Source organism: Bradyrhizobium cedriense (assembly GCF_054602315.1).
Map to the genome: position 1 here is coordinate 606015 of NZ_JBTSWB010000001.1, position 23676 is coordinate 629690.

Sequence of the window (23676 nt, forward strand, 5' to 3'; positions counted from 1 at the left end):
GAAAAATGGGCACGTAACCTTGGCTGCAAGTCCTGGCATGACGCTCGCAGAAAGCCTCCGGCTGAAGCTCGAAGGGGCAATCGCGGCAGGGCACCTCGAGCCGGGCAGCCGGCTCGACGAGCAGGAGATCGCCCAGCGCTTCGGCGTCTCGCGGACGCCCGTGCGGGAGGCATTCCGCCTGATGGCCGCCAACAATCTGGTCGAGCTGCGCGGGCGGCAGGGCGCGACGGTCCGCAGCATCAAGGCGCAGGCGCTGATCGAGATGTTCCAGGTCATGGCCGAGCTCGAAGGGCTCTGCGCGCGGCTCGCCGCCCGGCGCGTCTCGCAGGCCTGGGGCGTGGAAATTGGCGAGATTCACCAACGTCTTGTAGCAGTGGGCCAGACCGGGGACATCGACGTCTTCTACGACGTCAACCAGGAATTTCACGAGGCGATCTACGAGGCTTCGCGCAACGTGTTCCTGGCGGACCAGACCCGCAAGCTGCGCAATCAGGTGGCTGCCTACCGCCGCAGGGTGACGCGGATGCCGAACAGGATCGCAGATACCGTTCGCGAGCACGAGGCGATCATGCAGGCGATCCTCGCGCATGATCCGGAGCGGGCGCACAGCGCGATGCGGGACCACGTCAATTTGCTCGGCGACAACCTCCTGGACTTCCTCGCCGCCTTCGAGTGAGCGCTGCCGGGTGCTTGGTATGCAAATTGCTAGACTTTGTATATCTCGTTGCATCCTGGAGGCCCGGAGTGGACCTGAAGCTGACGAACAAGACCGCCTTGATCACCGGTGCGTCGAAAGGAATTGGACTGGCCGTGGCCGAACTTTTCGCCGCGGAGGGCTGTCACTTGCATCTCGCCGCCCGCAATGGCGAAGCCATGCTCCAGGCGAAGCGGGATCTGGAGGCGCGCTTTGGCGTGAAGATCGCCATCCATGCGCTCGATCTGTCCAGCACGGCCGCGATGGAGAAACTCGCAGCCGAAGTCGGCGACATCGACATCCTCGTCAACAATGCCGGCGACATCCCGGCCGGTTCGCTGGAAATCCTCGACGACGCGGCCTGGCGGCGCGGCTTCGATCTCAAGGTGTTCGGCTACATCACGCTGTCGCGTCTCTATTATCCGCGCATGAAGGGCAGGGACGGCGTCATCATCAACATCATCGGCAATTCCGGCGAGAACTGGGACGCGAGCTACATCGCGGGCTCGACCGGGAATGCGGCGCTGATGTCCTTCACCAAGGCGCTCGGCGGACGCAGCCTCGATCACGGCGTGCGCGTCGTCGCGGTCAATCCAGGACCGGTCGCCACCGACCGCATGCTCAAGATCATGAAGCGCAAGGCGATCGACATGCTCGGCGACGAAAGCCGCTGGCAGGAACTGTTCGACAAATATCCGGGCAAGCGCCCGGCCACCTCGGAGGAGGTTGCCGATCTCGTTGCGTTCCTGTCCTCGCCGCGGTCCGGCTACATCACCGGCACGGTGGTGACGATCGACGGCGGGATTGCCGCGCGCGGCTCGGTGATCTGAGGCGCCGATGTCTGGAGGGCAATCGGCGGCGCTGGTCCGCAACCGCTATTTCGACGAGCTCTCGGCGACGCCGGGACTCTACTGGCTCGGCCAGAACACCAACCATATCGAGAGCCATCCCGCCGTGCGCGAGGCGATGCTGCGCTCGATCGAAGCTGGCGAGTTCAATGCCTATGCCCCGCCGCTCGGCTTCGAGGCGCTGCGCGCCGCTATCGTCGCCGATCTCGGCACGCCTGGCGCAGAAGCGCTCGTGACCGAGGGCGGCGTCACCGCGCTGGCGATGATCTGCCGGGCGCGCTGCAAGCCCGGCATGACGCTGGTGACGACCGATCCGACCTGGAAATGGCCGTGCCTATTCGCGCGCCAGCAGGGCGCCGAGGTCATCGAGATTCCGATCTACGATCCCGCTTGCAACTATCGTCTGACGCCGGAGGCATTGAAGGCGAATGTCGACGAACGCACGGCGATTATCTATCTCGTCGATCCCAACAATCCGCTCGGCATTCGCTACACGCGAGAGGAGATCGAGAGCTTTGCGGCGATCGCGCGCGATTGCGGCGCGCTGCTGGTGCACGACTGCACCTATCGCGATTTTGCCGACGGGCATACGCCCGCGCTCCACGTGGCGCCGCAAGGCTCGGTCGTCTCGACCAGCTTTTCGAAATGGCTCGGTCTCGCTGGCCTGCGGATCGGTGCGCTGGTCGCCGCGCCTGAGCTGTTCGAGGAGCTGGCGCAGACCTCCACCAGCGTGCTCGGTGCGAGCGTCATCGCCCAGCGCGCGGCGCAGGCGGGCCTCTCCGTCAAGGCCGAGTGGATGAAGAAGGTTCGCAGCATCGACCGGGCCAACAAGGCGATGATCCAGGAAGCGGCTGCCGCAATCGACGGACTGGCGCTGCCGATCATGCCCTCGCACGGAAACTTCCTGGTCCTGGAGACCATCGCGGCGGGTATTCGCCCGGAGGCGCTGGTCGAATGCTTTCGCCGGCAGGACATCATGATCCGGCAGGGCACCTATCACACGCAGCGTTTCGGCGACCGCTTCGTCAAGATCAGCACCTCCGTGCCGCAAGCCTGGGTCGAGAAGCTCTGCAATCTGCTGCCGGAGATGGTGGCGCAGGCGCGCACGCTCAATGACCTGCCGCCGCAATTCTAGGGATGATGCCGATGACGATGATCACGACCAAAGACGGCGTGAAGCTCCACGTGGAGGAGGCTGGCGAGGGCACGCCGATCCTCTTCGTCCACGAGTTCGGCGGCAATCACGCCAGCTGGGAGCCGCAGCTACGCTATTTCAGCCGGCGCCACCGCTGCATCACCTACGCCGCGCGCGGCTATCCGCCGTCGGACGTGCCTGACGATATCGACTCCTATTCGCAGGCGATCGCCGCGGATGATGCGGTCGCCGTGCTCGATGCGCTCGGAATCGACAAGGCGCACATCGTCGGCCTTTCCATGGGCGGCTTCTGCACGGTGCATTTCGGCCTGCGTACACCGCAGCGCGCGCTGTCGCTCACGGTGGCCGGCGCGGGCTACGGCTGCGAGAAGGAGTTCGAGGCGTATTTTCGCGGCGTGTCGCTCGAAGTTGCCGACAATTTCGAGAAGCAGGGTGCGAAAGAGTTTTCCAAGGTCTATGCGCTCGGCGCGAGCCGGGTGCAGTTCCAGAACAAGGATCCGCGCGGCTGGCAGGAGTTCGCCGATCGCCTCGCCACCCATTCCGATCGCGGGGCCGCCAACACCATGCGCGGCGTGCAAGCGCGCCGGCCGTCCTTCTACGATCTCGAAGACGGTCTGAAGACGATGATGGTGCCGACATTGGTGGTCGTCGGCGACGAGGATGATCACTGTCTCCAGCCCGGCATCTTCCTGAAGAAGACCATTCCGGCCTGCGGCCTCTCGGTCTTCCCCAAGACCGGCCATACGCTGAATCTGGAAGAGCCGGCCGCGTTCAACGCCCTGCTCGCCGAATTCATCGCTCGGGTGGAGGCGGGACGCTGGCTGCCGCGCGATCCGCGCGCGCTGCCGGGCCAGATCATGCGCACGAAGTAGCTGATCGATGATGCACCGACCTCTGATCGACGCCGACCGGCTCTGGGCCCGCCTGATGGCGCTTGCCGAGATCGGTGCGACGCCCGCCGGCGGCGTCAACCGTCAGGCGCTCAGTGACGGCGAGATCGCCGCCTGGCGCCGCGTCATCGGCTGGGCCGGCGAGGCGGGTTTGACGCCGTCGACGGATGCCGCGGGAAACCTGTTCCTGACATTGGCCGGGCACGACCGCGCCGCGCCCGCGGTCCTGCTCGGCAGTCATCTCGACAGCCAGCCGACCGGCGGGAAGTTCGACGGAACGGTCGGCGTGATGGCCGCGCTCGAGGCGGTCGCTTCGCTGGCCGAACAAGGCGACAGGCCGGAGCGCGACGTCATCGTCGTGTCCTGGATGAACGAGGAGGGCTGCCGCTTTGCACCGGGAATGATGGGCTCGGAGGCTTTCTCCGGCGAGCGCGACATTGCGGCGATCCGTACCGCGCTGGATGCAGACGGAGTCAGCGTCGGCGAGGCGCTCGACCGCCTCCACGGGGCTTTTCCCGATCTGCCACGCTGGCCGCTTGGCGGCGCGATCGAGGCCTATCTCGAATTGCACATCGAGCAGGGGCCAGTGCTGGAGGCGGCCGCTTGCACGATCGGCGTCGTCTCCGGCATCCAGGGCAAGAAGACGTTTCAGGTGGTGATCGAGGGTGCGGAGGGACACGCGGGCACGCTCGCGCAGCAAGAGAGGCGGGACGCGTTCGCGGCGTTTGCGCGGATGGCCGCGGCGCTTCATGCCGAGATCGGCATGATCGATGCGGACATCAAGTTCACGATCGGCCGGGTTGCCGTCGTGCCGAATGCGCCGTCGGTGGTGCCTTCGCAGGTCAGCTTCAGCATCGATCTGCGCCATCCCCAGAATGCGGTCCTGGACGCGGCTGCGGCCCGGATCACGGCGCTTTGCCATGAGAACGCCGCGCCTTGCGCGGTCACGGTGAAACCGCTGGTCGATGCGCCGTCGAACGTCTTCGATCCGCACCTGCGCGCGCGCATCGCCGAGGCGTCGCGCGAGCTTGGTCATTCCGCAATGGACATCTTGTCGGCAGCCGGCCACGATGCGCGCCATCTCGCCAAGATCTGCAAGGCCGCCATGATCTTCATTCCCTGCCGCGACGGCGCGAGCCATGTCGAGCACGAATGGGCCGAGCCGGATCATGTTGCCGCCGGCGCGGCCGTGCTTGCAAAGGTGATGCGCGAGCTCGCGTTGGCAGGCACGCAGAACGTCGCTCAAGACGCTCCGCTATCTGCCGGCGCTGCTCGCGACCATCGAGGAGGATGAGGCCGCGAACTTGCTGAGCGCGAGATAGGCGAGGCCCGAAACCCCGATCCCGAACAGCCAGCTCAAATCGGCGCCGCCGAGCAGATGGATCGAGATCGGCCCCTGCAGCGCGCCGACCAAACCGTCCTCGACCAGCCACCCGGCGACCAGGCCCGCAAAGAAGGCGATCATGCCGGCCCAGTTGATGTCGCCATAGGCGCTGGTCTCCGGCGAGCGATAGAGCTCGGCGACGTCGATCTTGCCCTTGCGCTTGATGAAGAAGTCGGCGAGCACGACGCCGGCCCACGGGCTCATCCACAACAGCAGGCTGATCATCCAGTTGTCGAACGCTTTCGCAAAGGATGGGGCGAAGATGAAGTAGAGGGTGACCAGATAGCCGGCGATGCCGACGATGACGGTGAGCCAGAAGCGCGAGAGCTTCAGCCCCGCGCTCAGCGCCGCCAGCGTCGCCGAATAGACGTTGAGGATGTTGGTGGCGATCGGGCCGTGCAGCACCATCAGCAGGACCAGGATGCTGACGGGACCGCCGAATACCGCGCTCACCATCTTGGCAGGATCGGTGTCCAGCGTCGTCGAGGCGATGGTCGCGCCGAGAATGCCGAGCCAGACCGTCGGCACGAACATGCCGACATAGCTGTGCCAGAACACGGACTTCGACGGCACGGTCTTCGGCACGAAGCGCGAATAGTCGGAGGCCCAGGTGACCCAGGAAATGCCCCAGCCGACGCCGATCGCCGTCGTCAGCAGCGTCAGCATCGCAAGATGCGCGCCCGGCGGCAGCGAGGTCGTGAGGCTCCAGTTGACGACGCCCGGCCGCGTCCACGCCAGGACGCTCATCAGCACCATGATGGCGATGGTCGGCGGTACCGTGTATTTCTCGAAAGTGCGGATCGCATAGAAGCCGTAGATCCCGATCAGCACCTGCACCGCCATCACCAGCGTGATGACGACGAGCTCGATGGGCCAGGTGTCGGGCACGCCGAACTGGCCGAGGATGCCCATCGAGACCTTCACCGGGAAATAAGTATTCACGCCGATCCAGCCCAGCGTCATCAGGAACATCAGGATGCTCGGCAGATAGGCGCCGCGCACCCCGAATGCGGACCGGCTCAGAACCATCTGGTTCACGCCGGTCTTGTGCCCCATCACCGTGAAGGTCGCGAAGATCGCGCAGCCGACGATGTTGCCGAGCACGATGACGGCGATCGTCTCCATCAGGCCGAGCTTGAGGATGATGCCGAGCGCGCCGAGCGCCCAGTTGACCGGTGCGATGTTGGCGCCGGCCCAGATCCACATCTGCTGCGGCCCGGTCGAGTCCCGATCCGCGTCGGGAATTGGCTCGATGCTGTGAATATCAGCGCGAAGTTCGGAATCCGTCATGACATCCCCCAATACGAAGCACGCTTCGCATCATCGCAGCATAATTCGTGCCATTGGTTGCGCGGTGACCTGGATGGGGTTCGTTCCGATGTCGGATCGAGCCTGGCCTGCGCCGGAATGCCGTTGAGTTTCAGGTGTGGCCGACCGCTCGCGCGGATCTCCGTTTACGACACCGCTCCGCGCGAAGCTCTTGACGGGAGTGGGAGTACGTTGCCCTGCCAGACAGCGGTACGATGATAAATTGAGCAGTCGACGTCTAGTCGAGCAGGGCAGCAGAGCCGTCGCGGCTCGGATTGCCGGCCACGATTCGTTGCATCATCTCGATGAAGAGCGCCTGTTCCCGCTGGCTCAAATCGCCGAGCGTCGCACGATGCGCCCGCCGCGCCGCGCCCTCGATCTTGACCAGCAGGGCGGCACCGGCCGGCGTCAGGCGGCATGATCGCGCGCGGCGGTCGTCCTTGTCGATGGCGCGCTCGACCAGGTTTCGGGCGGCGAGCCGCTTCAAGGCGCCGGTCGTTGTGGTGCGATCGAGGGCGATATCGGCCGCCAAAGTGGTCTGATCGGCGTTTTCGCGCGCCGCCAGCGCCGAGAGCAGGCTGTATTGCAGCGGCGTGATCTCGAACGCGCCGCAGGCTTCCTGAAACAGCGCGACATGGATCTGATGCAGCCGGCGGATCAGATAGCCCGGACGTTCGGACAATGGCCAGGGCCGGTGCTTGCCCCCGCTGCGCCGTTTCTTCACTTGTCGCAATGCACGCTCTCCCGACTTGGAACTTCATCGCGCTTAGCTCGATTCGACTGCGCTCGCCACCGCCAGACCATGGCACGAAGCTTGCTTACGACAAAATACGAAGCATGCTTCGTAATTCAAGGGCGCACAGCCGCCCGCGCGAGATTGAGGAGAGCGCCATGTCCGTCACTGCCAGCTTCGACCTTCTGCTGCGAGGCGGTCGCGTGATCTGCCCGGCCTCGGGTGTGGATGGCATCAGGGACGTCGCCATTCGCAACGGCAAGATCGCGGCTGTCGCTTCCGACATCCTGCCGACCAGCGCGAAGGAGGTCGTCGACGCCAGCGGCAAGCTCGTGTTGCCGGGGCTGATCGACACCCACGCCCATGTCTATCAATATGTCTCCGGCCGCTTCGGCATGAATCCCGACATGGTCGGCGTGCAGTCGGGCGTGACCACGTTGGTCGACCAGGGCGGACCGTCCTGCATGACGCTGCCCGGCTTTCGCCATTTCATTGCGGAGCCCGCGAGCTCGCGCGTCTACGCGTTCCTGTCCGCCTATCTCGTCGGCGGGTTGGAGGGGCACTATTATCCGCAGCTCTACAGCCCCGATGGCGTCGATATCGACGCGACAGTGAAGGCGGCAACGGCCAATCTCGACATCGTGCGCGGCATCAAGGCTCACGCCGAGATCGGGGGCTTCGCGCGCTGGGGCATCCGCGTGATCGAAATGGCGGCAGAGATCGGCAAGCGCGCCGATCTGCCGGTCTATGTGCATTTCGGCCAGCTCTGGGGCCTGCCCGAGAGCGGCGCCAATGGCGAGGATGCCGACACGATCCTCACGCGCGTGATCCCGCTGCTGCGCGAAGGCGACATCCTTGCGCATCCGTTCACGCGTCATCCCGGCGGCTTCGTCAACCGCGAGGGTGAAGTGCATCCGGTGATCCAGGCGGCGCTCGACCGCGGCCTGAAAGTCGATGTCGGCCACGGCAGCCATTTCTCCTACCGGCTGGCGAAGAAGGCGATCGCAGCCGGCATCATTCCGACGACGCTAGGCGCCGACATCCACGGTTACAACACCCATGTGCCCGCGCCGGCCGGAACGCCCGACCAGCACGAGGACGATGAGAATCATCCCTTTGCCGGTCAGGCCAAGTTCAGCCTGGTCCAGGCAATGAGCTCGATGATGGCGCTCGGCCTGTCGCTGGAGCAGGTGGTGCCGATGGTCACCTCCAATCCCGCCAGGATGCTCGGCCGCAGCGACGAGATCGGGGCGCTCAAGGCCGGCATGGATGCCGATGTCTCCGTGCTCACGGAGAAGGTTGGCCGCTTCGTGCTGAGGGACAACGAGAAGAACGAGGTGATCGCCGAGCGGCTGCTTCAGCCGGTGTTCTGCCTGCGTGCCGGAACGCGCTTCGACGCGGTTGCGCCGATCCTGCCTCAGGCCGTCGCGGCATAAGGCCCCGCAGTGAAGGAGAACGCCGACGTGCGCAACGAGCGAGAGTTTCCTTCCGGCAGGTCGGGGCAGGGCGTGGGCGCACGGCTGCCGCGGAAGGAGGACGATCGCCTGATGCGCGGCCGTGGCCAGTATGTCGCCGACATCCGCCTCGCGGGCCTCCGGGACGTCGCCTTCGTGCGCAGCCCGCTGGCGCATGCGCGCATCCGCGGCATCCACGTGCCCGAACGTTATCGCGACAGCGTCTTCACGGCAGCCGACCTCGTCGGCGTCAAGCCGATCCGCGCGGTCTCGGGGCTGCCGGGCTTCAAGATCTCCGAGCAGCCGGTGCTGGCGACCGGCAAGGTGCGCCAGGTCGGCGAGCTCGTTGCGATGTGTGTTGCACCGACGCGCGCCGAAGCCGAGGACATCGCGGCTGCCGTGACGCTCGATCTCGAGGAACTGCCCGCCGTCTACGACATGCTGAAGGCGCGCGAGCCGGGCTCGGCGCTGGTGCATGAGCATTGGGGCGACAATGTCTTCCTGGAGACCAATTACGAGGTCGACATATCAGCCGCGCTCGACGCGCCGATCAAGGTGACGCGCGAGATTTCGACGGCGCGGCAATGCATGTCGCCGCTCGAAGGCCGCGGCGTGGTCGCGACCTTCGATCCGAGGCTCGATCAGCTCACGTTGCATTCCGCGGCGCAGATGCCGCATATCACGCGCAGCGGCCTCGCCGAGTGCCTCGGCATGGAGGAAGGCCAGATCCGCGTCATCTCTCCCGATGTCGGCGGCGGCTTTGGCCACAAGGGCATTCTGTTGCCGGAAGAAGTCTGCCTGTCCTGGCTGACGATGCAGCGCGGCCATCCCGTGCGCTGGATCGAGGATCGCCGCGAGCATCTCGTCGCCAGCTCCAATTGCCGCGAGCACCATTACAGGATCACGGTCTATGCCGACAGCGACGGCACGTTGCGCGGCATCGATTGCGAGGCGACGGTGGATTCGGGCGCCTACTCGTCCTATCCGTTCTCGGCCTGCCTCGAAGCGGCGCAGGTCGCGAGCATCCTGCCGGGTCCTTACAAGATGCCGGCCTATCGCTGCCGCACGTTCTCGGTCGCCACCAACAAATGCCCGATCTTGCCTTATCGCGGCGTGGCGCGCACCGGTGTCTGCTTCGCGCTGGAATTGATGCTCGATCTCGTGGCGGCGGAGGCCCGGCTCGAGCCCGGCGAGGTCCGGCTGCGCAATCTGGTGCGGCCGGAGCAGATGCCGTTCGACAACATCACCAAAAAGCATTTTGACAGCGGCGATTATCCGGAGGCGATGCGCCGCGCGCTGGCGCAGATCGATATCGATGCCATTCGTGGACGCCAGCGCAAGGGTGAAGCGGACGGCCGCCGTATCGGCGTCGGCGTCTCCGTCTATTGCGAGCAGGCCGCGCACGGCACCTCGGTCTATTCCGGCTGGGGTATTCCGATGGTGCCGGGTCATGAGCAGGCCTCGGCGCGGCTGACGCCGGACGGCGGCCTTGAGCTGCGCGTCGGCGTGCATTCGCACGGGCAGGGCATGGAGACGACGCTCGCCCAGGTCGCACATGAGATCCTCGGCTTGGACGTCGCAAAGATCCGCATCATTCTGGGCGACACCGCGATGACGCCCTATTCGACCGGCACCTGGGGCTCGCGCTCGATGGTGATGGCGGGCGGTGCGGTGGCCGCCGCCTGCCGCGAGCTCGGCGAACGCGCCCGGCGCATCGGTGCCAAACTGCTGCAGCACGATCCGGCCTCGGTGGTGCTGCAAGACGGCGAGGTGCGCGGCGTCAATGGCAGCGTCAGCCTGCAGGCGATCGCCCGCACCTGGTATCGTCGCCCGCAGGATCTGCCGGCCGATGTCGATCCCGGCGGGCTGGAGGTGACGCAGGGCTACAAGCCCGTGCGCGACAGCGGCACCTTCAGTTACGCCGCGCATGCGGCGGTGGTTGCGGTCGATCCTGATCTCGGCGAAGTCGAGATCCTCGACTATGTCATCGTCGAGGACGGCGGCGTGCTGGTCAATCCGCTCGTCGTCGACGGCCAGATCTACGGTGGCCTCGCGCAAGGTATCGGCACCGCGCTGTACGAGGAAATGCCGTTCGACGCTTCAGGCCAGCCGCTGGCGACGACGCTTGCCGACTATCTGCTGCCCGGGCCGACCGAAATTCCCGCCGCGCGCCTCGACCACATGGAGACACCATCCCCTTATACGCAGTTCGGCGTAAAGGGCATCGGCGAGGGCGGTGCGATTGCGCCGCCCGCCGCGATTGCCAATGCCGTCAACGATGCCCTGCGCCCGCTCGGCGTCGAGCTGATGCAATCGCCGATCACGCCCCACCGGATCGTCACGGCTATGCTGGCCGCGAGCGCCGCCGAAAGGAGTGCGGCATGAAGCCCGCTCCCTTCGCCTATGAACGCCCGCGCGATCTCACTGTGGCACTCTCGATGCTGGCGGCCGGCAGCGGATCGGCCAAGATCATCGCCGGCGGCCAGTCGCTCGGCCCCATGCTCAATCTGCGGCTGGTGCAGCCGGAGCTGGTCATCGATATCTCCGGCATTGCCGAGCTCAAGCGCGCCGAGATTTCCGGCGGCGAGTTGGTGCTCGGGGCCCTGGTCACGCATGCCGATATCGAGGACGGTCGCGCGGCCGACGTGACCCGCGGCGCCATGCGCGGCGTGGCGGCCAACATCGCCTATCGCGCGGTGCGCAACCGCGGCACGCTCGGTGGCTCGCTCAGCCATGCTGATCCCGCCGCGGACTGGATCTCGGCGCTTTCTGCCCTGGGCGCGCGGGTGGCGCTGCGCAGCCTTGCCGGAACGCGCGCGCTGGCCATCGAGGCGTTCGTCACAGGTGCGCTGGAATCGGCCCTCCACGCCGGCGAGATCGTCGAGGCGATCCATGTGCCGGCGCGAGCGGCGTCCGCGCATTGGGGCTATGCCAAGAGCTGTCGCAAGACCGGCGAGTTCGCCCACGCCATCGGCGCGGTGCTGATCGATCCGGCCGCCGGCTCGGGGCGCATCGTGATCGGGGCAATCGACGCGGCGCCGATCGTGATGACCGACGCGTCCGAGCTGTTCGGCGGACGGATCTCCGCGGACTACAAGCAGCGTTTCGACATCCGTCTTGCCGATGCTCTTCTCGCCAAGGCCGGCATCGACGACGCCGCGCAGCGCCACATCCATGTCACCGTGCTGAGGCGCGCCGTGCAGGAGGCCGCGGCATGACCACGATCGCGCTCAGCGTCAACAGGCGTGCGGTGGAGGTGGCGGCCGAGCCGCGTACCAGCCTCGCCGATTTCGTTCGCGACAAGCTCGACCTGACCGGCACCCATCTCGGCTGCGAGCACGGCGTCTGTGGCGCCTGCACCGTGCTGCTCGACGGTGTGCCGGCGCGCTCCTGCATCACCTATGCGGTGGCCTGCGAAGGCGCCGACGTCACCACGATCGAAGGTCTCGATGAAGACGAGGTCACCGCCGAGCTTCGGGCCGCCTTCACCCGGGAGCACGCCCTGCAGTGCGGCTATTGCACGCCGGGGATGCTGGTCTCCGCGCGCGACCTGGTTCTGCGCCTGCCCGATGCCGACGAGCGTCGGATCCGTGTCGGCCTGAGCGGCAATCTGTGCCGTTGCACCGGATATGTCGGAATCGTGCGGGCAGTGCAGTCCGTGATCCAGGCGAGGCGCGCGCGCAATATCGCGCCGCTGGCCGACGGCGGGAGGGCCATCCTTGGTCCGGCCGGCTCGGGGCGAGCTGAATCCGGCCGATACGACCCGCAGCCTGCGGGCCCGGTGCCGGCTCCGGCGTCCGAGAGCGTCGCACGCGCCACCATTCCCGATTTCACCCCGGCGACCATCCTCGACCAGCGCTTCACGCTGCCGCATGCGCCGGCAAAGGTGTTCGCGATGTTCGACGATATCACGAGCATTGCCGCCTGCCTTCCCGGCATATCGCTGACATCGCCGCCTAATCCGGAGCGCGTGCAGGGATCGATCCGCGTGAAGCTCGGGCCGATCGCCGCGACCTTCGAGGGCGCTGCGCGCGTCGAGCGCGATCCCGCGACGCTCTCCGGACGCATCGTCGGCATCGGCACCGACCGCCGCAGCCATTCGGCGACGCAAGGCGAGATACGTTATCGCCTGCTTCCGCTCGAAGGCGGTGCGGCGACCGCGGTCGAGCTGTCGATCGGCTACACGCTCACGGGAATGCTGGCTCAAATCGGCCGGCCCGGCCTGGTACGGGATATCGCCCGGCGCCTGATCGCGGAGTTCGCGGGAAACCTCGATCGCCAGATGTCCGGCGCATCATCGGGGCAGACAGCTCCGGCGGAGCTGAGCTTCTGGTCGATAGCGTCGGACGTTTTGCGCGCGCGGATCGCCCGCATCTTTGGCCGCCGGAGGGAAGCGGGGTGACGGTGTGCTCGCACACCGGAAGTGACGAAGCCTGGACAGACTAGACATCAACAGCGTGGGATTTGGAGAGACGACATGACACGAGCACTCGGACTGTTTTCGGCCGGCGCGCTTGCGGCGGCCCTGGTCAGTGGCGCAGCGCAGGCGCAGACGATCAAGATCGGCGTCAATGAACCGCTCACCGGCGCGTTCGCAGCCTCCGGCACTTATGTCGTCAACGGCGCCAAGATTGCCGCCGACGAGATCAACGCCAAGGGCGGCATCCTGGGCAAGAAGATCGAGCTCGTGATCGAGGACAACAAGAGCAACCCGACGGAAGCTGCCGCCGTCGCCGAAAAGCTCATCACCAGCGACAAGGTGCCCGTGCTGATGGGCGCCTGGGGCTCGAGCCTGACGCTCGCGGTGATGCCGAAGCTGATGGAATACGAAACCCCGATGGTGGTCGAGACCTCGTCCTCGGGCAAGATCACGACGACGGGCAATCCCTTCATCTTCCGCATCTCCCCGCCCTCGGCGATCGAGGCCGCGGCGTTCAAGGGCATCGTCGACAAGCTCGCGCTGAAGAAGGTCGATTTCCTCGTCATCAACAACGATTGGGGCCGCGGCACCGCCGAGGACTTCAGCAAGATGATGAAGGAGAAGGGGATCGCCGTCGGTCTCGTCGAAACCATGGATCAGGGCGCGCAGGACATGAGTGCGCAGCTCTCCAAGATCAAGAGCTCGGATTCCGAGACCGTCATCGTCACCACCGCCGTCGATCAGTTGACGTTGATCTTCAAGCAGGCTGCTGCGCTTGGCTTGAAAAAGCGTATCATCACGACCGGCGGCTCGCAGAACCCGGACCAGATCATCGCACAGGCAGGAGCTGCCGCCAACGGCACCATGCATCTGACCACGTTCCTGCCCTGGTTCCCCGACAAGACGCCGAACCCGGAAGCGACCAACTATTTCGTCTCCGAATGGAAAAAGCGCGGTTTCGCCTTCGCCGGCTGCACCGAGAGTTTTCGCGGTTATGATGGCATCCGCACCGTGGCCGCTGCGATCGAGAAGGCCGGCAAGGCCGATCCCGCGGCGATCAAGGCCGCGCTCTGGCAGATCAACATCAAGGGGCTCAACGGCGACATCGTGTTCCGCAAGTCCGGCCCCGAGGGCAAGGAGAGCGGGCAGAGCCAGCCGAACGTCTATCTCATCGAGATCAACGACGGCAAGATCGAGATGAAGACGCTTTGACAAGCATGATCCGGAAAAGCGTGAAGCGGTTTTCCGATCAGATCATGCTCGAACAGTAGCGTCGTTTGGGCGAGGGCGGCACACTGCCGCTCTCGCCGGATCGCGGGTCATACGGGAACGGCTTTGAGCGAATTCCTCCAGCATCTGATCAACATGCTCGTGCTCGGCGGCACCTATGCGCTGCTCGGCATCGGGCTGACGCTGATCTTCGGCATCATGAACGTCGTCAACTTCACGCACGGCGTGCTCTACACGTTCGGCGCCTACGTCATGTTCATCGTGGTGCAACAGCTCGGGCTGAATTTCTTCCTCGCATTGCCTGTTGCAGTGCTGGCGGGATGGCTGCTTGGCGCAGCGATCGAGCTGACCCTGCTGCGACCCTTACGCGGCTCCGACATCGACACCACGATGCTGGTGATGATCGGTGCCTGGATCGCGATGCAGTCGAGCACGCTGTGGATCTGGGGCGGCGTCGCCAAATCGGTGGCAACGCCGTTTCCGGAGGCGCCGCTGGTGCTCGGACCGGTGTCCGTATCCTGGCTGCGCCTGTTCGTTCTCGCCGCCGCGGCGCTGCTGATCCTGGTGACGTATCTGCTGATCAACAAGACGAGCCTCGGCCGCGCCATGCGGGCGACGTTCCAGGACCGGGATACGGCCTCGCTGATGGGCGTCAACGTCGACCTGATCTATACCTCGACCTTCGCGATCGGCTCCAGCCTTGCCGCCGCCGCAGGCGCTCTGCTCGGGCCGGTCTACGTCATCTTCCCGCAAATGGGCGATCTCGCCGCCGTCAAGGCCTTCGCCATCGTCATCCTGGGCGGGCTCGGCAACATCACGGGCGCGGTGATCGGCGGCTTCATCCTCGCGCTCGCCGAGGAGCTTGGGGCCGGTTACGTCTCCTCGGGCTATCGGGACGCCATGGGCTTTCTGATCATCATCGCGGTCCTGATCTTCAGGCCGACCGGCCTGTTCGCGCGCGCGGAGCGCGTCGGATGAAGATCATCATCACCCTTCTTTCGGTCGCAGCCCTTGCCTCGGTGCCGCTCTGGCTGCGCGATCCCTATCTCCTGAATGCGCTGATTACGACGGGAATCTTCGTCATCGGTGCGATGAGCCTCAATTTGCTACTCGGTTTCACCGGCCAGCTCAGCCTCGGTCACATCGCCTTCTTCGGCATCGGAGCCTATGTCAGTGCGCTGACGTCGCTCGGCTTCGATATCGGCCTGCCCGGAGGCGTGCGCCTGGTTCACGAACCCTGGCCGCCGATCGCAGGCTTCGTGCTTGCGATTATCCTTGCCGGATTGTGTGGCTATTTCGTCGGGCTGCTCTCGTTCCGCGTCCGCGGCGCCTATTTCGTCATCGTCACGATCTCCTTTGCCGAGGTGGTCCGGCTGGTCGCGCTGAACTGGGTCGAGCTGACGCAAGGCCCGCTCGCGCTGACCAGTATTCCCTCGATCGCGCTGCCTTTGCCGGGCTTTGGCGAGCTGACGCTGCGCACCAAGCTGCAGAACTATTATCTCGTGCTGGTCGTGGCGCTCGTCGCCTATCTCCTGATCGCGCGTCTCGTTCACTCGCATTTCGGTCGAGCCATGCGCGGGCTGATGGAGAACGAGACGCTCGCTGTCTCCGTCGGCATCGACGTGACCAGGACGCTGACGCTCGCGGCGGTGATCTCCGCCGCGATCGCGGGTGCGGCCGGTAGCCTCTATGCGCATTACATCCGCATCATCGATCCCGAAGTGTTTGCCTTCATCAACACCGTCACCATGGTGATCATGGTCGTGAGTGGCGGCAAGGGTTCGCTCGCCGGCCCTGTCGTCGGCGGTCTGATCTTCGGGCTGTTGCCGGTCGCGCTGCGTCCCGTCATGGCGCCAGAGGCGCAATGGATCGCCTATGGCGGCGTGCTGATCGCGATCCTGTTCGTGCTGCCGCGCGGCATCGTTCCCTCGCTGGTGCAGCGATTTGCCAGACGGCGAAGTGCCACGGCGGAGCGTCCGCCGGTGGCTCTCGCCGACACCGGTGCCAAGGAGCCGGCGTGATGACAGCGCGCAGCATTGCCATGACCATCGAGCAGGTTGCGGTCCGCTTCGGCGGGCTGGTTGCGATCTCCGACATGAGCTTCACCGTCGGTGAGGGCGAGATCGTCAGCCTGATCGGTCCGAACGGGGCCGGCAAGACCACCGCCTTCAACGTGATGACAGGTTTCCTGACGCCGAGCGCGGGCCGGGTCATCTATCAGGGCACCACGCTCACCGGGTTGAAGCCGCACGAGATCGCCGATCTCGGCCTGATCCGCACGTTCCAGCGCACCAGCGTTTTCCCCAACGACACCGTCTACGACAATCTCCTGATCGGGCTGCATCGCCAGGGCAAGGTACGGTTGCTCGATGCGATCCTCGGGCTGCCCGGCGCGCGCGCCTCGGAGCGCCGACTCCGGCAGCGGGCGGGTGAGCTGCTGGAATGGGTTGGGCTCGAACGCCGCGCGCACGATGCAGCGGGCTCGCTGTCCTACGGCGAGCAGCGGCTGGTCGGCGTCGCCCTGGCTCTCGCGGCAGAACCCTCGATGCTGCTGCTCGACGAGCCGGTCTCGGGCATGAATGCCTCGGAGACGCATCGGTTCGTCGAACTGATCCGCAGTATCCGCGACCGCGGCATCACGATCCTCCTCGTCGAGCACGATATGCCGATGGTGATGACGGTTTCGGATCGCATCGTTGTGCTCAATTACGGCCGCATCATCGCGGAAGGGACACCGGAGGTGATCCGCAACGATCCCGCGGTGATCGAGGCCTATCTCGGACATGGAGCTGCCCGTGCTTGAGATCCGCGATATGGTGTGCGGCTACGGCGGCGTCACCGCGCTGCGCGGCATTTCGCTGGACGTGAAGGCCGGCCAACTGGTCGCCCTGATCGGCGCCAATGGCGCCGGCAAGAGCACGACGTTACGCGCGATTTCCGGGCTCGTGCCGCCGCGCTCCGGGCACATGCGCTTCGAGGGTATCGACATCACCGGCGCCGGGCCTCCGCGCGTGCTGGCGAGCGGGATCGCGCATTGTCCGGAAGGAAGGCGGGTGTTCCCGCACATGAGCGTCGAGGAGAATCTCGACATGGGGGCTTACCTCCGCCGCGGTTCGGCCGAGATCGCCGCCGATCGCGACCGCATCTACGCGGAGTTTCCGCGGCTCGCCGAGCGGCGCCGGCAGGCCGCGGGCACGCTGTCCGGCGGTGAGCAGCAGATGCTGGCGATCGGGCGTGCGCTGATGTCGCGACCGCGGCTCATCATGTTCGACGAGCCGTCGCTCGGGCTCGCGCCAAACATCGTCGAGCGCACCTTTGCGATCATCCGCGGCATCCGCGATGCCGGCACCACGGTGCTGCTGGTCGAGCAGAACGCCTTCGCCGCGCTCGAGATGTGCGACCACGCCTATCTGCTCGAGAATGGCCGTATCGTGCTGTCCGGCGCCGGCGCGGAGCTGATTGAGAACGAGCATGTGCGGAAGGCCTATCTCGGTGGATGATGGGGCCGGATGGACTCCGGTCTGCGACCTCGGCCGGCTGAAGGCAGAAGCGATCGTCCGCGTCGCCGGGCGCGACCTGCTCGTGATCTGGAACGAGGGCAACGTTGTCGCCTGCGATCGTGCGTGCCCGCACGAACAGGCGGATTTGGCTCGAGGGCAGGTGACGGCGGGGCGGCTCCGTTGCCCCCGCCACGCGGCGTCATTCGATTTGCGCGATGGCGCAATCACTATGGGATGGCCGAGCCCGCCATTGCGGCTCTATCCGGCGCGGATCACGGGCGGGCAAGTCTGGATTGAGATGCAGGAGCGGCAGCCGGGGCGATGATGGCATCATGCCCCTGTTTTGCCCGACAAGTCAAAGCGGTGGCGGGATTGATCTGCCGTCGGACATTTGCCTTTTGAAAACAACGGCATCTCTACTGTGCATGGGGTTGTTTTCGCACTTTTTAGTCCAGCAACCGCCGGGCGGCGTCGACCAGCATGCCGTTCGGCCGGCGCAGTGCCTCGAGAATGGTGAAATGGTCGGCGCCTTCGACCGAGATGAGCCCGCCCGGAGCTCCGGCCGCCGCGCGCTTCTCGTGGAAATCGATTGAATCGTTCACGAGAGCCGGCAGCTCGCTGCTGCCATAGGCAATGTCGAGCCGCTTCTGCGTCACGGGCAGACGAAGCGGTGACAGCGTGGCGACCTCCTCATCCGTCAGCTTCAGTGCGTTGTTCAACCCGGTATCGCGGATCGGCGCGAGATCATAGACGCCTGATATCGCCAGTCCGGCATGGACCCGTGGATGGTCCAGCGCCATCGCAACGAGGTGCGCGCCGGCGGACCAGCCCGACAGCACGACCGGCCCGGCGATGCCGTAGGAGGTGCCGTGCGCAGAGAGCCAGTCGAGTGCGAGCGGGACTTCGGCGACGATATCGGTCAGGGACACTTCGGGCGCCAGCGAATAGCCGGGAATCGCAACCGACCAGCCATGTGCAGCGACGCCTTCGACCAGCATGGCGAACAATTCGCGCGAATTGCGCTGCCAATAGCCGCCATGCAGGAACACCAGGCAGGGCGCATCAGGCCTTGCGGCCGGGTAGAGGTCGATCTTGTTGTTGACCCGCTGGCCGTAAGGCAGATCGAGATGGGATCTCAGCGTGCCCCGCAGCCGGCCCGAAGCTTCATTCCGCTCCGCGATCAAGGCCGCGCTGTTCTTGACGGCCGCGTTGTTGTCATAGGCAGCATCGCGCTCGGCCTGGGACAGCTCGGACCACTGGGTCCGTGGATCGAGCGGCCGAGCTGTCGAATGAGCATTCTCAACCATAGACTCTCCAATGCGACCCTGGATGGCACCTTTGTCCGATCGGACACCCTTATTAATTACTGCTTCCTCTTGTCTGCAACACTTTGTTGCAGGTGTTGTTGCAGGTGTTGGCGCAGCTTCGCGCTGCGCTCCAGCCGGGGTCAGTTCATCATCGCGAGCGTCGGTCGCTGGCTTTCGCTGGACTCGATGATGCCCGGGAGATCGGTCGGCTGGCTGGCGATCATGGCTGACATCTGCCAGAACAGGTGAGCGAGGCGGGAGAACACCAGCCGCTCCCGTTGGGCGGCAACGGTGCCATCGGGGATCGTCACGGTTTCCAGGCCGACGATCTTCCTGGAGTCCGGCCATATCGTCATCGACTGCGCGATCACCGAATAGCAGCGTGGGGCGTCTTCGCTCTCGTCCGGCGCCGGTGGCAAGCCGGGATATTGCACGGGCGCTGCATAGAACTTGTAGGCGCCGTAGCCGAGTTGCAGCAGGATCTTTTCGGAGACTGCCGCTTCGGCAGCGAAGGACACCAGCCGCGCTTCGCTCAGCAGACCCGGTTCAATCGCGCTGAGGTCTCGGCCGCGCAGCGCCGAGCAGAAGGCGAGTTCACGATTGTGCTCGCGAAGCAGATTGGCGAGCGGTTGCTGCTGCTGCGCGGTGTCGGTGAGAAGGATGATGGTTTTCAGCATCTGGGATGTCCGTCAGGGGAACAAATGGCGCGCGGTCATGACCGCGTCGTCGGAGGCATGGGCGGCGAAGAAATCGTTGGCGATGCGCTGTCCCGGCGCGATCTCCAGGATACGGTAGCGGGCCTGCGCTGCGGCCTCGCGAGCGGCGCCGACGTCGTCCTGCCAGGCGCAGAGCGACAACTCGAGCCGGCCGTAGCCGCCGCAATCGGCAGCATAGGCGCCGGTGACGGCCTCCACGGTCGCGGCAAGCGCGCCCGCATCACTGGCCGTGATATCGCGCAGGATCACGGCGATGCCGTTGCCGGTCTCGGCTTTCGACGTCATCACCATGAAAGCGTCGCGGGCGCCGGTGCGTCCGGCCCGACGGGCCGTGCGCACCATGCCTGCAAAGCCGGGATCGGGGCCGAGCTCGAGCGTCGTGGTCTGCTGGTCATGCAGGATCGTCGCGCGCATCGCGCCGAGGTCGCCCTTCAGCGCGTGATAGGAGCGCGGCAGCCATACGGTGTCGAGCGGCACCTGTGACGAGGTCAGGCTCCAGGCCTGGTCGAGCAGATAGCCCTCCCAGATTGCAGGATGGCAGGCGGCGAGCTGTTGCCAGGTGCGGAGCAACTGTTCCGCGCGACTGCTGCGGCCGAGATAGAGCGTGCGCGCGGACATCTCCCAGCGATTCCACTTGTGGAGCGCGACATCGCAACCGAGAAACGACGGCAGCAGTGGTGCTTCGCGCAGCACGGCACCAGCTTCGACAAACAGCAGGGGCTCTCGATATCTGTTCCACATCCGCATCATGAACTCCGCCTTCTCGAAACAGAGAAGGCGGTCGCTGAGCTGGGTCTCGATCGCTTCGATATGGCAATCGAGCCGCAAGCGTTCGAGCGACTGGCGGAGACCGAGAGACGAGGTCTCGTCGGCGCCGCGCGGATAGCAGGAGACGATCCGCGGCCGGAGAGCGGAGGCATTTGCCGCGGTAAGGAACTTCGACCAGCCGATGCCGCCCCACCACATCTCATGCGGACCGTCCGCGCCGCAGGGGCCGACGGTGCCGAACTCGGTCAGCTTGGACTTGAGAAAGTCGAAGCCCGGATTTTCGCTGAAGGGAATGACGACGGCGCAGCCAGGATTGAGCGAGCGGTAGAGCAGCTCGGCCGCAGCTCCGCTCGGCGGCTCCCTGAGGATGACGACACCGTTCCGCCGGTCGTTGCCGACGTCGTCGAGCGCGGGCGCACCGTACTGGCTGACCAGCCAGTCCAGGCGCTCGCGCTGGGCCCGGCCGAGCCTCACGCCGCCGGATTGCAGCAGCCGATCAAGATTTGCGTGCGTCTCGTCCGTCAATTCCGTGCCCCTCACGTCGCCAGCCCTGGACTTCAACGTCCCAAGCGGCGGGATCAGGCGCACTATTTGAAACTGGAGCCGAGCGGCGTGATTGCGACGGAGTAGACCGCGATGGCCATCGTCATAGGAGCGACCGGAATCAGCAGGCAGCCATCGTCGCTCTCGGCGCGATAATGCGCGCCGTTCCGCTGCAGGCCGGCATAGACGAGGCTATCGGCCGCGATGCCCGCGACATCCTGGCTCTCGGCAGCGCTGCGAACGTCTTCGCCTTGCTGCATGGTCACGCCATGAAGAAGGCCGTCCGGCGCGAATTTCCCCAGCGGCAGCGCGATCGTGGCGATGCCCATGGTGCGCGACAGGGGAATGCGCAGGCGCAGCTCGCCGAGCCCGGTGCGATGAACGGTCACGTTCTCCAGCATCGCATCGCCCCCCGCGCGGAACAGGCCAACCTGGACCGGGCCGCAGGGCCGTTCCTCAAAGACGTCGGCCGGCAGGCGGTTGGCGCCGAACAGCACATAGAGATAGCCATAGGAGGGTGACAGGCCGGCAAAGCTGCCAGCGAGCCACATCGGCGGTGCGGCTGCGGTGCAAGCGGCGGAGAGGCCGCGGGCGGTGATCTGGTCGCGTACGAACCTTTGGTCGAGCAGCGGCGCGAGTGCGTGGGTACCGAGATTGACGTCGTGCTTCAACGTGCCGAGCAGTGCCAGCTCGTCATCGTCTGGCAGCAACAGCAGTCGCGCCAGCGTCGCCGCACACCAGCGCGCGGCGATATCGGGCGCGGCGTGGAGATCGAGACCAAAATCGCGCGCGACGTCGCCTGCGCTCTGCGCGAAAGCCTGTACGCCGGCCTGGATCTCTGCGGCAAGCGCGATTTGCTCCGCGGGACGCGGATTGATCTCGCGCAGAACCACGCCGCCGTCGTAATCTCGAACCGAGCCATCGGCGGAGCAGCAGACCTGCTCCAGCAAGGCCACGTTGCGGATCAGCATGCGCTTGACATGCGGCGTGACCACGAGGTCGGAGACGAAGCCCTCCGCGCTGTCCTGCTCGGCGAGATCGTCGAAGGCATCGTCGAGCGACATCAGATAGGCGCCGTGGATGCGGATATCGATGCCTTCAAGGTCGAAGATTCGGCGCAGTGCCTTCTGCACGCTGCCGGAATAGCCGAGATCGACGAGTACGAGATCGGTGCAGTCGTCGAGGCCGGGCATGGCTTGGCGGAGATAGACGAGCAGCCGGGCCCGCAGGCCGGCGGCGAGCGCAGCGATTTCAGCCGGATCCATCAATCCGGGAAGCGCCTCGGCGAGCTCTTCACCGGAGGCGATACCGCCGGGGCAGGCGGCAAAGAACGCCGCGACCTTCGGCGGCATGATCTTCACCATGTCGCTGAAGGTCGGCGCGTCGATCCTGAAGACCTTGCCGAGGAGATCGACCAGCGGCTGCATCGTATCTGCCGAGGCGATCAGGCTGACCCTGCGGTTGATCTCGACATAGGCCGACGATAGATCGTGCAGGTCCTGCCAGACCCGGTGCGACAGGAAGCCGTCGCGGCCGAGGAAGCCGAGAGCGACCTTCCGGCCGTGGACTGCGACCTCTTCGCATCGCCTTGCGACGAAGGCATCGAATGCCGTCAGCGCCGGACCAAGCACGTTGACACCCAGATTGAAGGCCGGCGATCTCTCGGCGCTGCGCGCGGCGACCATGCGCCGCAAGGTGCGTGCGCCGTTGTCGAGCCGCGACGGCGCCCCTTGGCACAGCAGCTCGAACATCGCCGTCTCGCGCTGAAACTTCGACGCGAGCTGGGCGGTGGCCTGCGGATAGTAACGCGGACGAATGCCGTGCCGTCTGGCTCCCTCGATGTCGGCCTTGTCATTGTCGCCGACGTGAAAGGATGCGCCGGCGTCGATGCCCTCGTGGACGAGGTATTTCGCGAACAGCAGCTCGCTCTTGCTGCTGCCGTGGTCGCAGGAGGCGTAGAGAAAGTCCCAGGTCAGTCCGGGGCGACACGCTTGCAGCAGTCGCGCCAGCCGATCGGAATCCCAATAGGTGTCGGAGATGAAACCGACGCGGTGGCCGGCGCGAACCATGTCCATGTATTGCCGAAGCATGTCTGGATTGGCGCGGCAGAGATCGAGTTCCGCAGCGAACTCTGATTCGACCAGGAGGCTCAGATCGCGGCGCGTGAGGCCGAACAGGTTGAACGGAAAACAGGAATAGATTTCGTCGATGTGAACTTCGCTCGTGCCGCGCTTGTCCTTGGCGGTCCTGCGCGCTCGCGCTTCAGCCTGAATGCGATGCTGAACGAAACTCGCAGAAACATTCGGACGAGTTCTTGAAATGTCGGATAGCTCGTAAGTCCTTTCAAATACACCATCTGGCGTGGTGCAGGCACGAAGCAGAAATGTATCGAAAACATCGAACGACCAAGCAGAAGCAGTTTGCGCGCGGCGCTCTGCGCCCGCCGTAGCGACAGCCATGAAAATTCCCCCGCCAATCAGAGCGATTAACGTGCGCACGCGCGAGTTCAGGCGCGACGACGGCGAAAAAAGTCCATCCATGATTCAAAATCGCACTCGTTGCGACTGACAGAATGAAAAAAACCGCTAGGTTCAAACAGGTGATTCGGAAAAAACTGCCGAGTGCGGAAGTAGTCCCGCATTGCTTCACACGCGGAAACAATTGCTGCTTCATGCGCGGCACGCGTGTCGCGTTCGAACACCTAGTGCCGCGTAGTGTCAGCGTT

At 65.4% G+C, this 23676-nt stretch carries 21 protein-coding genes; 15 read left to right on the top strand and 6 right to left on the bottom strand.

Going from position 1 to position 23676, the window contains the following annotated elements; all coding sequences use genetic code 11:
• Positions 1-37 precede the first annotated feature (37 nt).
• From ACYCVF_RS02920 to ACYCVF_RS02940, 5 genes are all read left to right on the top strand, one after another.
• On the top strand, positions 38-676 hold the full coding sequence (locus tag ACYCVF_RS02920; protein ID WP_459597039.1) for a GntR family transcriptional regulator: 639 nt from the start codon (positions 38-40) through the stop codon (positions 674-676).
• A 68-nt stretch (positions 677-744) separates the two neighbouring features.
• A complete protein-coding gene (locus tag ACYCVF_RS02925) occupies positions 745-1524 on the top strand; it encodes an SDR family oxidoreductase (RefSeq protein ID WP_459597040.1) in 780 nt (259 codons plus the stop codon).
• 7 nt (positions 1525-1531) lie between these two features.
• Positions 1532-2677, top strand: a complete 1146-nt coding sequence (locus ACYCVF_RS02930; protein WP_459597041.1) for a pyridoxal phosphate-dependent aminotransferase — start codon at positions 1532-1534, stop codon at positions 2675-2677.
• An 11-nt stretch (positions 2678-2688) separates the two neighbouring features.
• Entirely contained in the window at positions 2689-3570 is an 882-nt protein-coding gene (locus ACYCVF_RS02935) for an alpha/beta fold hydrolase (RefSeq protein ID WP_459597042.1), read from the top strand.
• 7 nt (positions 3571-3577) lie between these two features.
• Entirely contained in the window at positions 3578-4882 is a 1305-nt protein-coding gene (locus tag ACYCVF_RS02940) for a Zn-dependent hydrolase (protein WP_459597043.1), read from the top strand.
• Here ACYCVF_RS02940 and ACYCVF_RS02945 read toward each other — a convergent pair.
• Both ACYCVF_RS02945 and ACYCVF_RS02950 read right to left on the bottom strand, forming a co-directional pair.
• On the bottom strand, positions 4844-6262 hold the full coding sequence (locus tag ACYCVF_RS02945) for a cytosine permease (RefSeq protein ID WP_459597044.1): 1419 nt from the start codon (positions 6260-6262) through the stop codon (positions 4844-4846). The two genes, ACYCVF_RS02940 and ACYCVF_RS02945, sit on opposite strands and share 39 nt — an antisense overlap.
• Before the next feature lie 256 nt (positions 6263-6518).
• Positions 6519-7013 (bottom strand): MarR family winged helix-turn-helix transcriptional regulator, encoded by a 495-nt coding sequence (locus tag ACYCVF_RS02950; RefSeq protein WP_459597045.1) that lies wholly within the window; start codon positions 7011-7013, stop codon positions 6519-6521.
• A 158-nt stretch (positions 7014-7171) separates the two neighbouring features.
• Between ACYCVF_RS02950 and ACYCVF_RS02955 the strand changes: the two genes are divergently transcribed.
• The 10 genes from ACYCVF_RS02955 (at position 7172) to ACYCVF_RS03000 (ending at position 17942) form a co-directional block, all read left to right on the top strand.
• The gene (locus tag ACYCVF_RS02955) at positions 7172-8449 is read left to right on the top strand and encodes an amidohydrolase/deacetylase family metallohydrolase (protein ID WP_459597046.1); all 1278 of its coding nucleotides are present in this window, start codon (positions 7172-7174) and stop codon (positions 8447-8449) included.
• A 9-nt stretch (positions 8450-8458) separates the two neighbouring features.
• Positions 8459-10852, top strand: coding sequence for a xanthine dehydrogenase family protein molybdopterin-binding subunit (locus tag ACYCVF_RS02960; protein ID WP_459597047.1), 2394 nt, complete (start codon positions 8459-8461; stop codon positions 10850-10852).
• Positions 10849-11685 carry an FAD binding domain-containing protein gene (locus ACYCVF_RS02965; protein WP_459597048.1) on the top strand — a complete coding sequence of 279 codons (837 nt, stop codon included), beginning with the start codon at positions 10849-10851 and terminating at the stop codon, positions 11683-11685. Before ACYCVF_RS02960 ends, ACYCVF_RS02965 begins: the two co-directional genes overlap by 4 nt.
• Positions 11682-12869, top strand: a complete 1188-nt coding sequence (locus tag ACYCVF_RS02970; protein ID WP_459597049.1) for a xanthine dehydrogenase family Fe-S subunit — start codon at positions 11682-11684, stop codon at positions 12867-12869. The genes ACYCVF_RS02965 and ACYCVF_RS02970 overlap by 4 nt, the downstream gene beginning before the upstream one ends.
• 75 nt (positions 12870-12944) lie before the next feature.
• Positions 12945-14099, top strand: a complete 1155-nt coding sequence (locus ACYCVF_RS02975) for an ABC transporter substrate-binding protein (RefSeq protein WP_459597050.1) — start codon at positions 12945-12947, stop codon at positions 14097-14099.
• 123 nt (positions 14100-14222) lie between these two features.
• Complete coding sequence (locus ACYCVF_RS02980) at positions 14223-15095, top strand: branched-chain amino acid ABC transporter permease (RefSeq protein ID WP_459597051.1); 873 nt, start codon at positions 14223-14225, stop codon at positions 15093-15095.
• Positions 15092-16138, top strand: coding sequence for a branched-chain amino acid ABC transporter permease (locus ACYCVF_RS02985; RefSeq protein WP_459597052.1), 1047 nt, complete (start codon positions 15092-15094; stop codon positions 16136-16138). The genes ACYCVF_RS02980 and ACYCVF_RS02985 overlap by 4 nt, the downstream gene beginning before the upstream one ends.
• A complete protein-coding gene (locus ACYCVF_RS02990; protein WP_459597053.1) occupies positions 16138-16920 on the top strand; it encodes an ABC transporter ATP-binding protein in 783 nt (260 codons plus the stop codon). The genes ACYCVF_RS02985 and ACYCVF_RS02990 overlap by 1 nt, the downstream gene beginning before the upstream one ends.
• Entirely contained in the window at positions 16913-17617 is a 705-nt protein-coding gene (locus ACYCVF_RS02995; RefSeq protein WP_459597054.1) for an ABC transporter ATP-binding protein, read from the top strand. The genes ACYCVF_RS02990 and ACYCVF_RS02995 overlap by 8 nt, the downstream gene beginning before the upstream one ends.
• Entirely contained in the window at positions 17589-17942 is a 354-nt protein-coding gene (locus ACYCVF_RS03000; protein WP_459597055.1) for a Rieske (2Fe-2S) protein, read from the top strand. Before ACYCVF_RS02995 ends, ACYCVF_RS03000 begins: the two co-directional genes overlap by 29 nt.
• A 121-nt stretch (positions 17943-18063) precedes the next feature.
• Here ACYCVF_RS03000 and ACYCVF_RS03005 read toward each other — a convergent pair whose 3' ends face one another.
• The 4 genes from ACYCVF_RS03005 to ACYCVF_RS03020 all read right to left on the bottom strand — a co-directional run bounded on the left by ACYCVF_RS03005 (position 18064) and on the right by ACYCVF_RS03020 (position 23410).
• Positions 18064-18924 (bottom strand): alpha/beta hydrolase, encoded by an 861-nt coding sequence (locus tag ACYCVF_RS03005; protein WP_459597056.1) that lies wholly within the window; start codon positions 18922-18924, stop codon positions 18064-18066.
• Between the two features lie 140 nt (positions 18925-19064).
• Positions 19065-19601 (bottom strand): hypothetical protein, encoded by a 537-nt coding sequence (locus ACYCVF_RS03010; protein WP_459597057.1) that lies wholly within the window; start codon positions 19599-19601, stop codon positions 19065-19067.
• A gap of 12 nt (positions 19602-19613) precedes the next feature.
• A complete protein-coding gene (locus ACYCVF_RS03015; protein ID WP_459597058.1) occupies positions 19614-20933 on the bottom strand; it encodes a hypothetical protein in 1320 nt (439 codons plus the stop codon).
• Between the two features lie 62 nt (positions 20934-20995).
• Positions 20996-23410, bottom strand: a complete 2415-nt coding sequence (locus tag ACYCVF_RS03020) for a hypothetical protein (protein WP_459597059.1) — start codon at positions 23408-23410, stop codon at positions 20996-20998.
• Positions 23411-23676 lie beyond the last annotated feature (266 nt).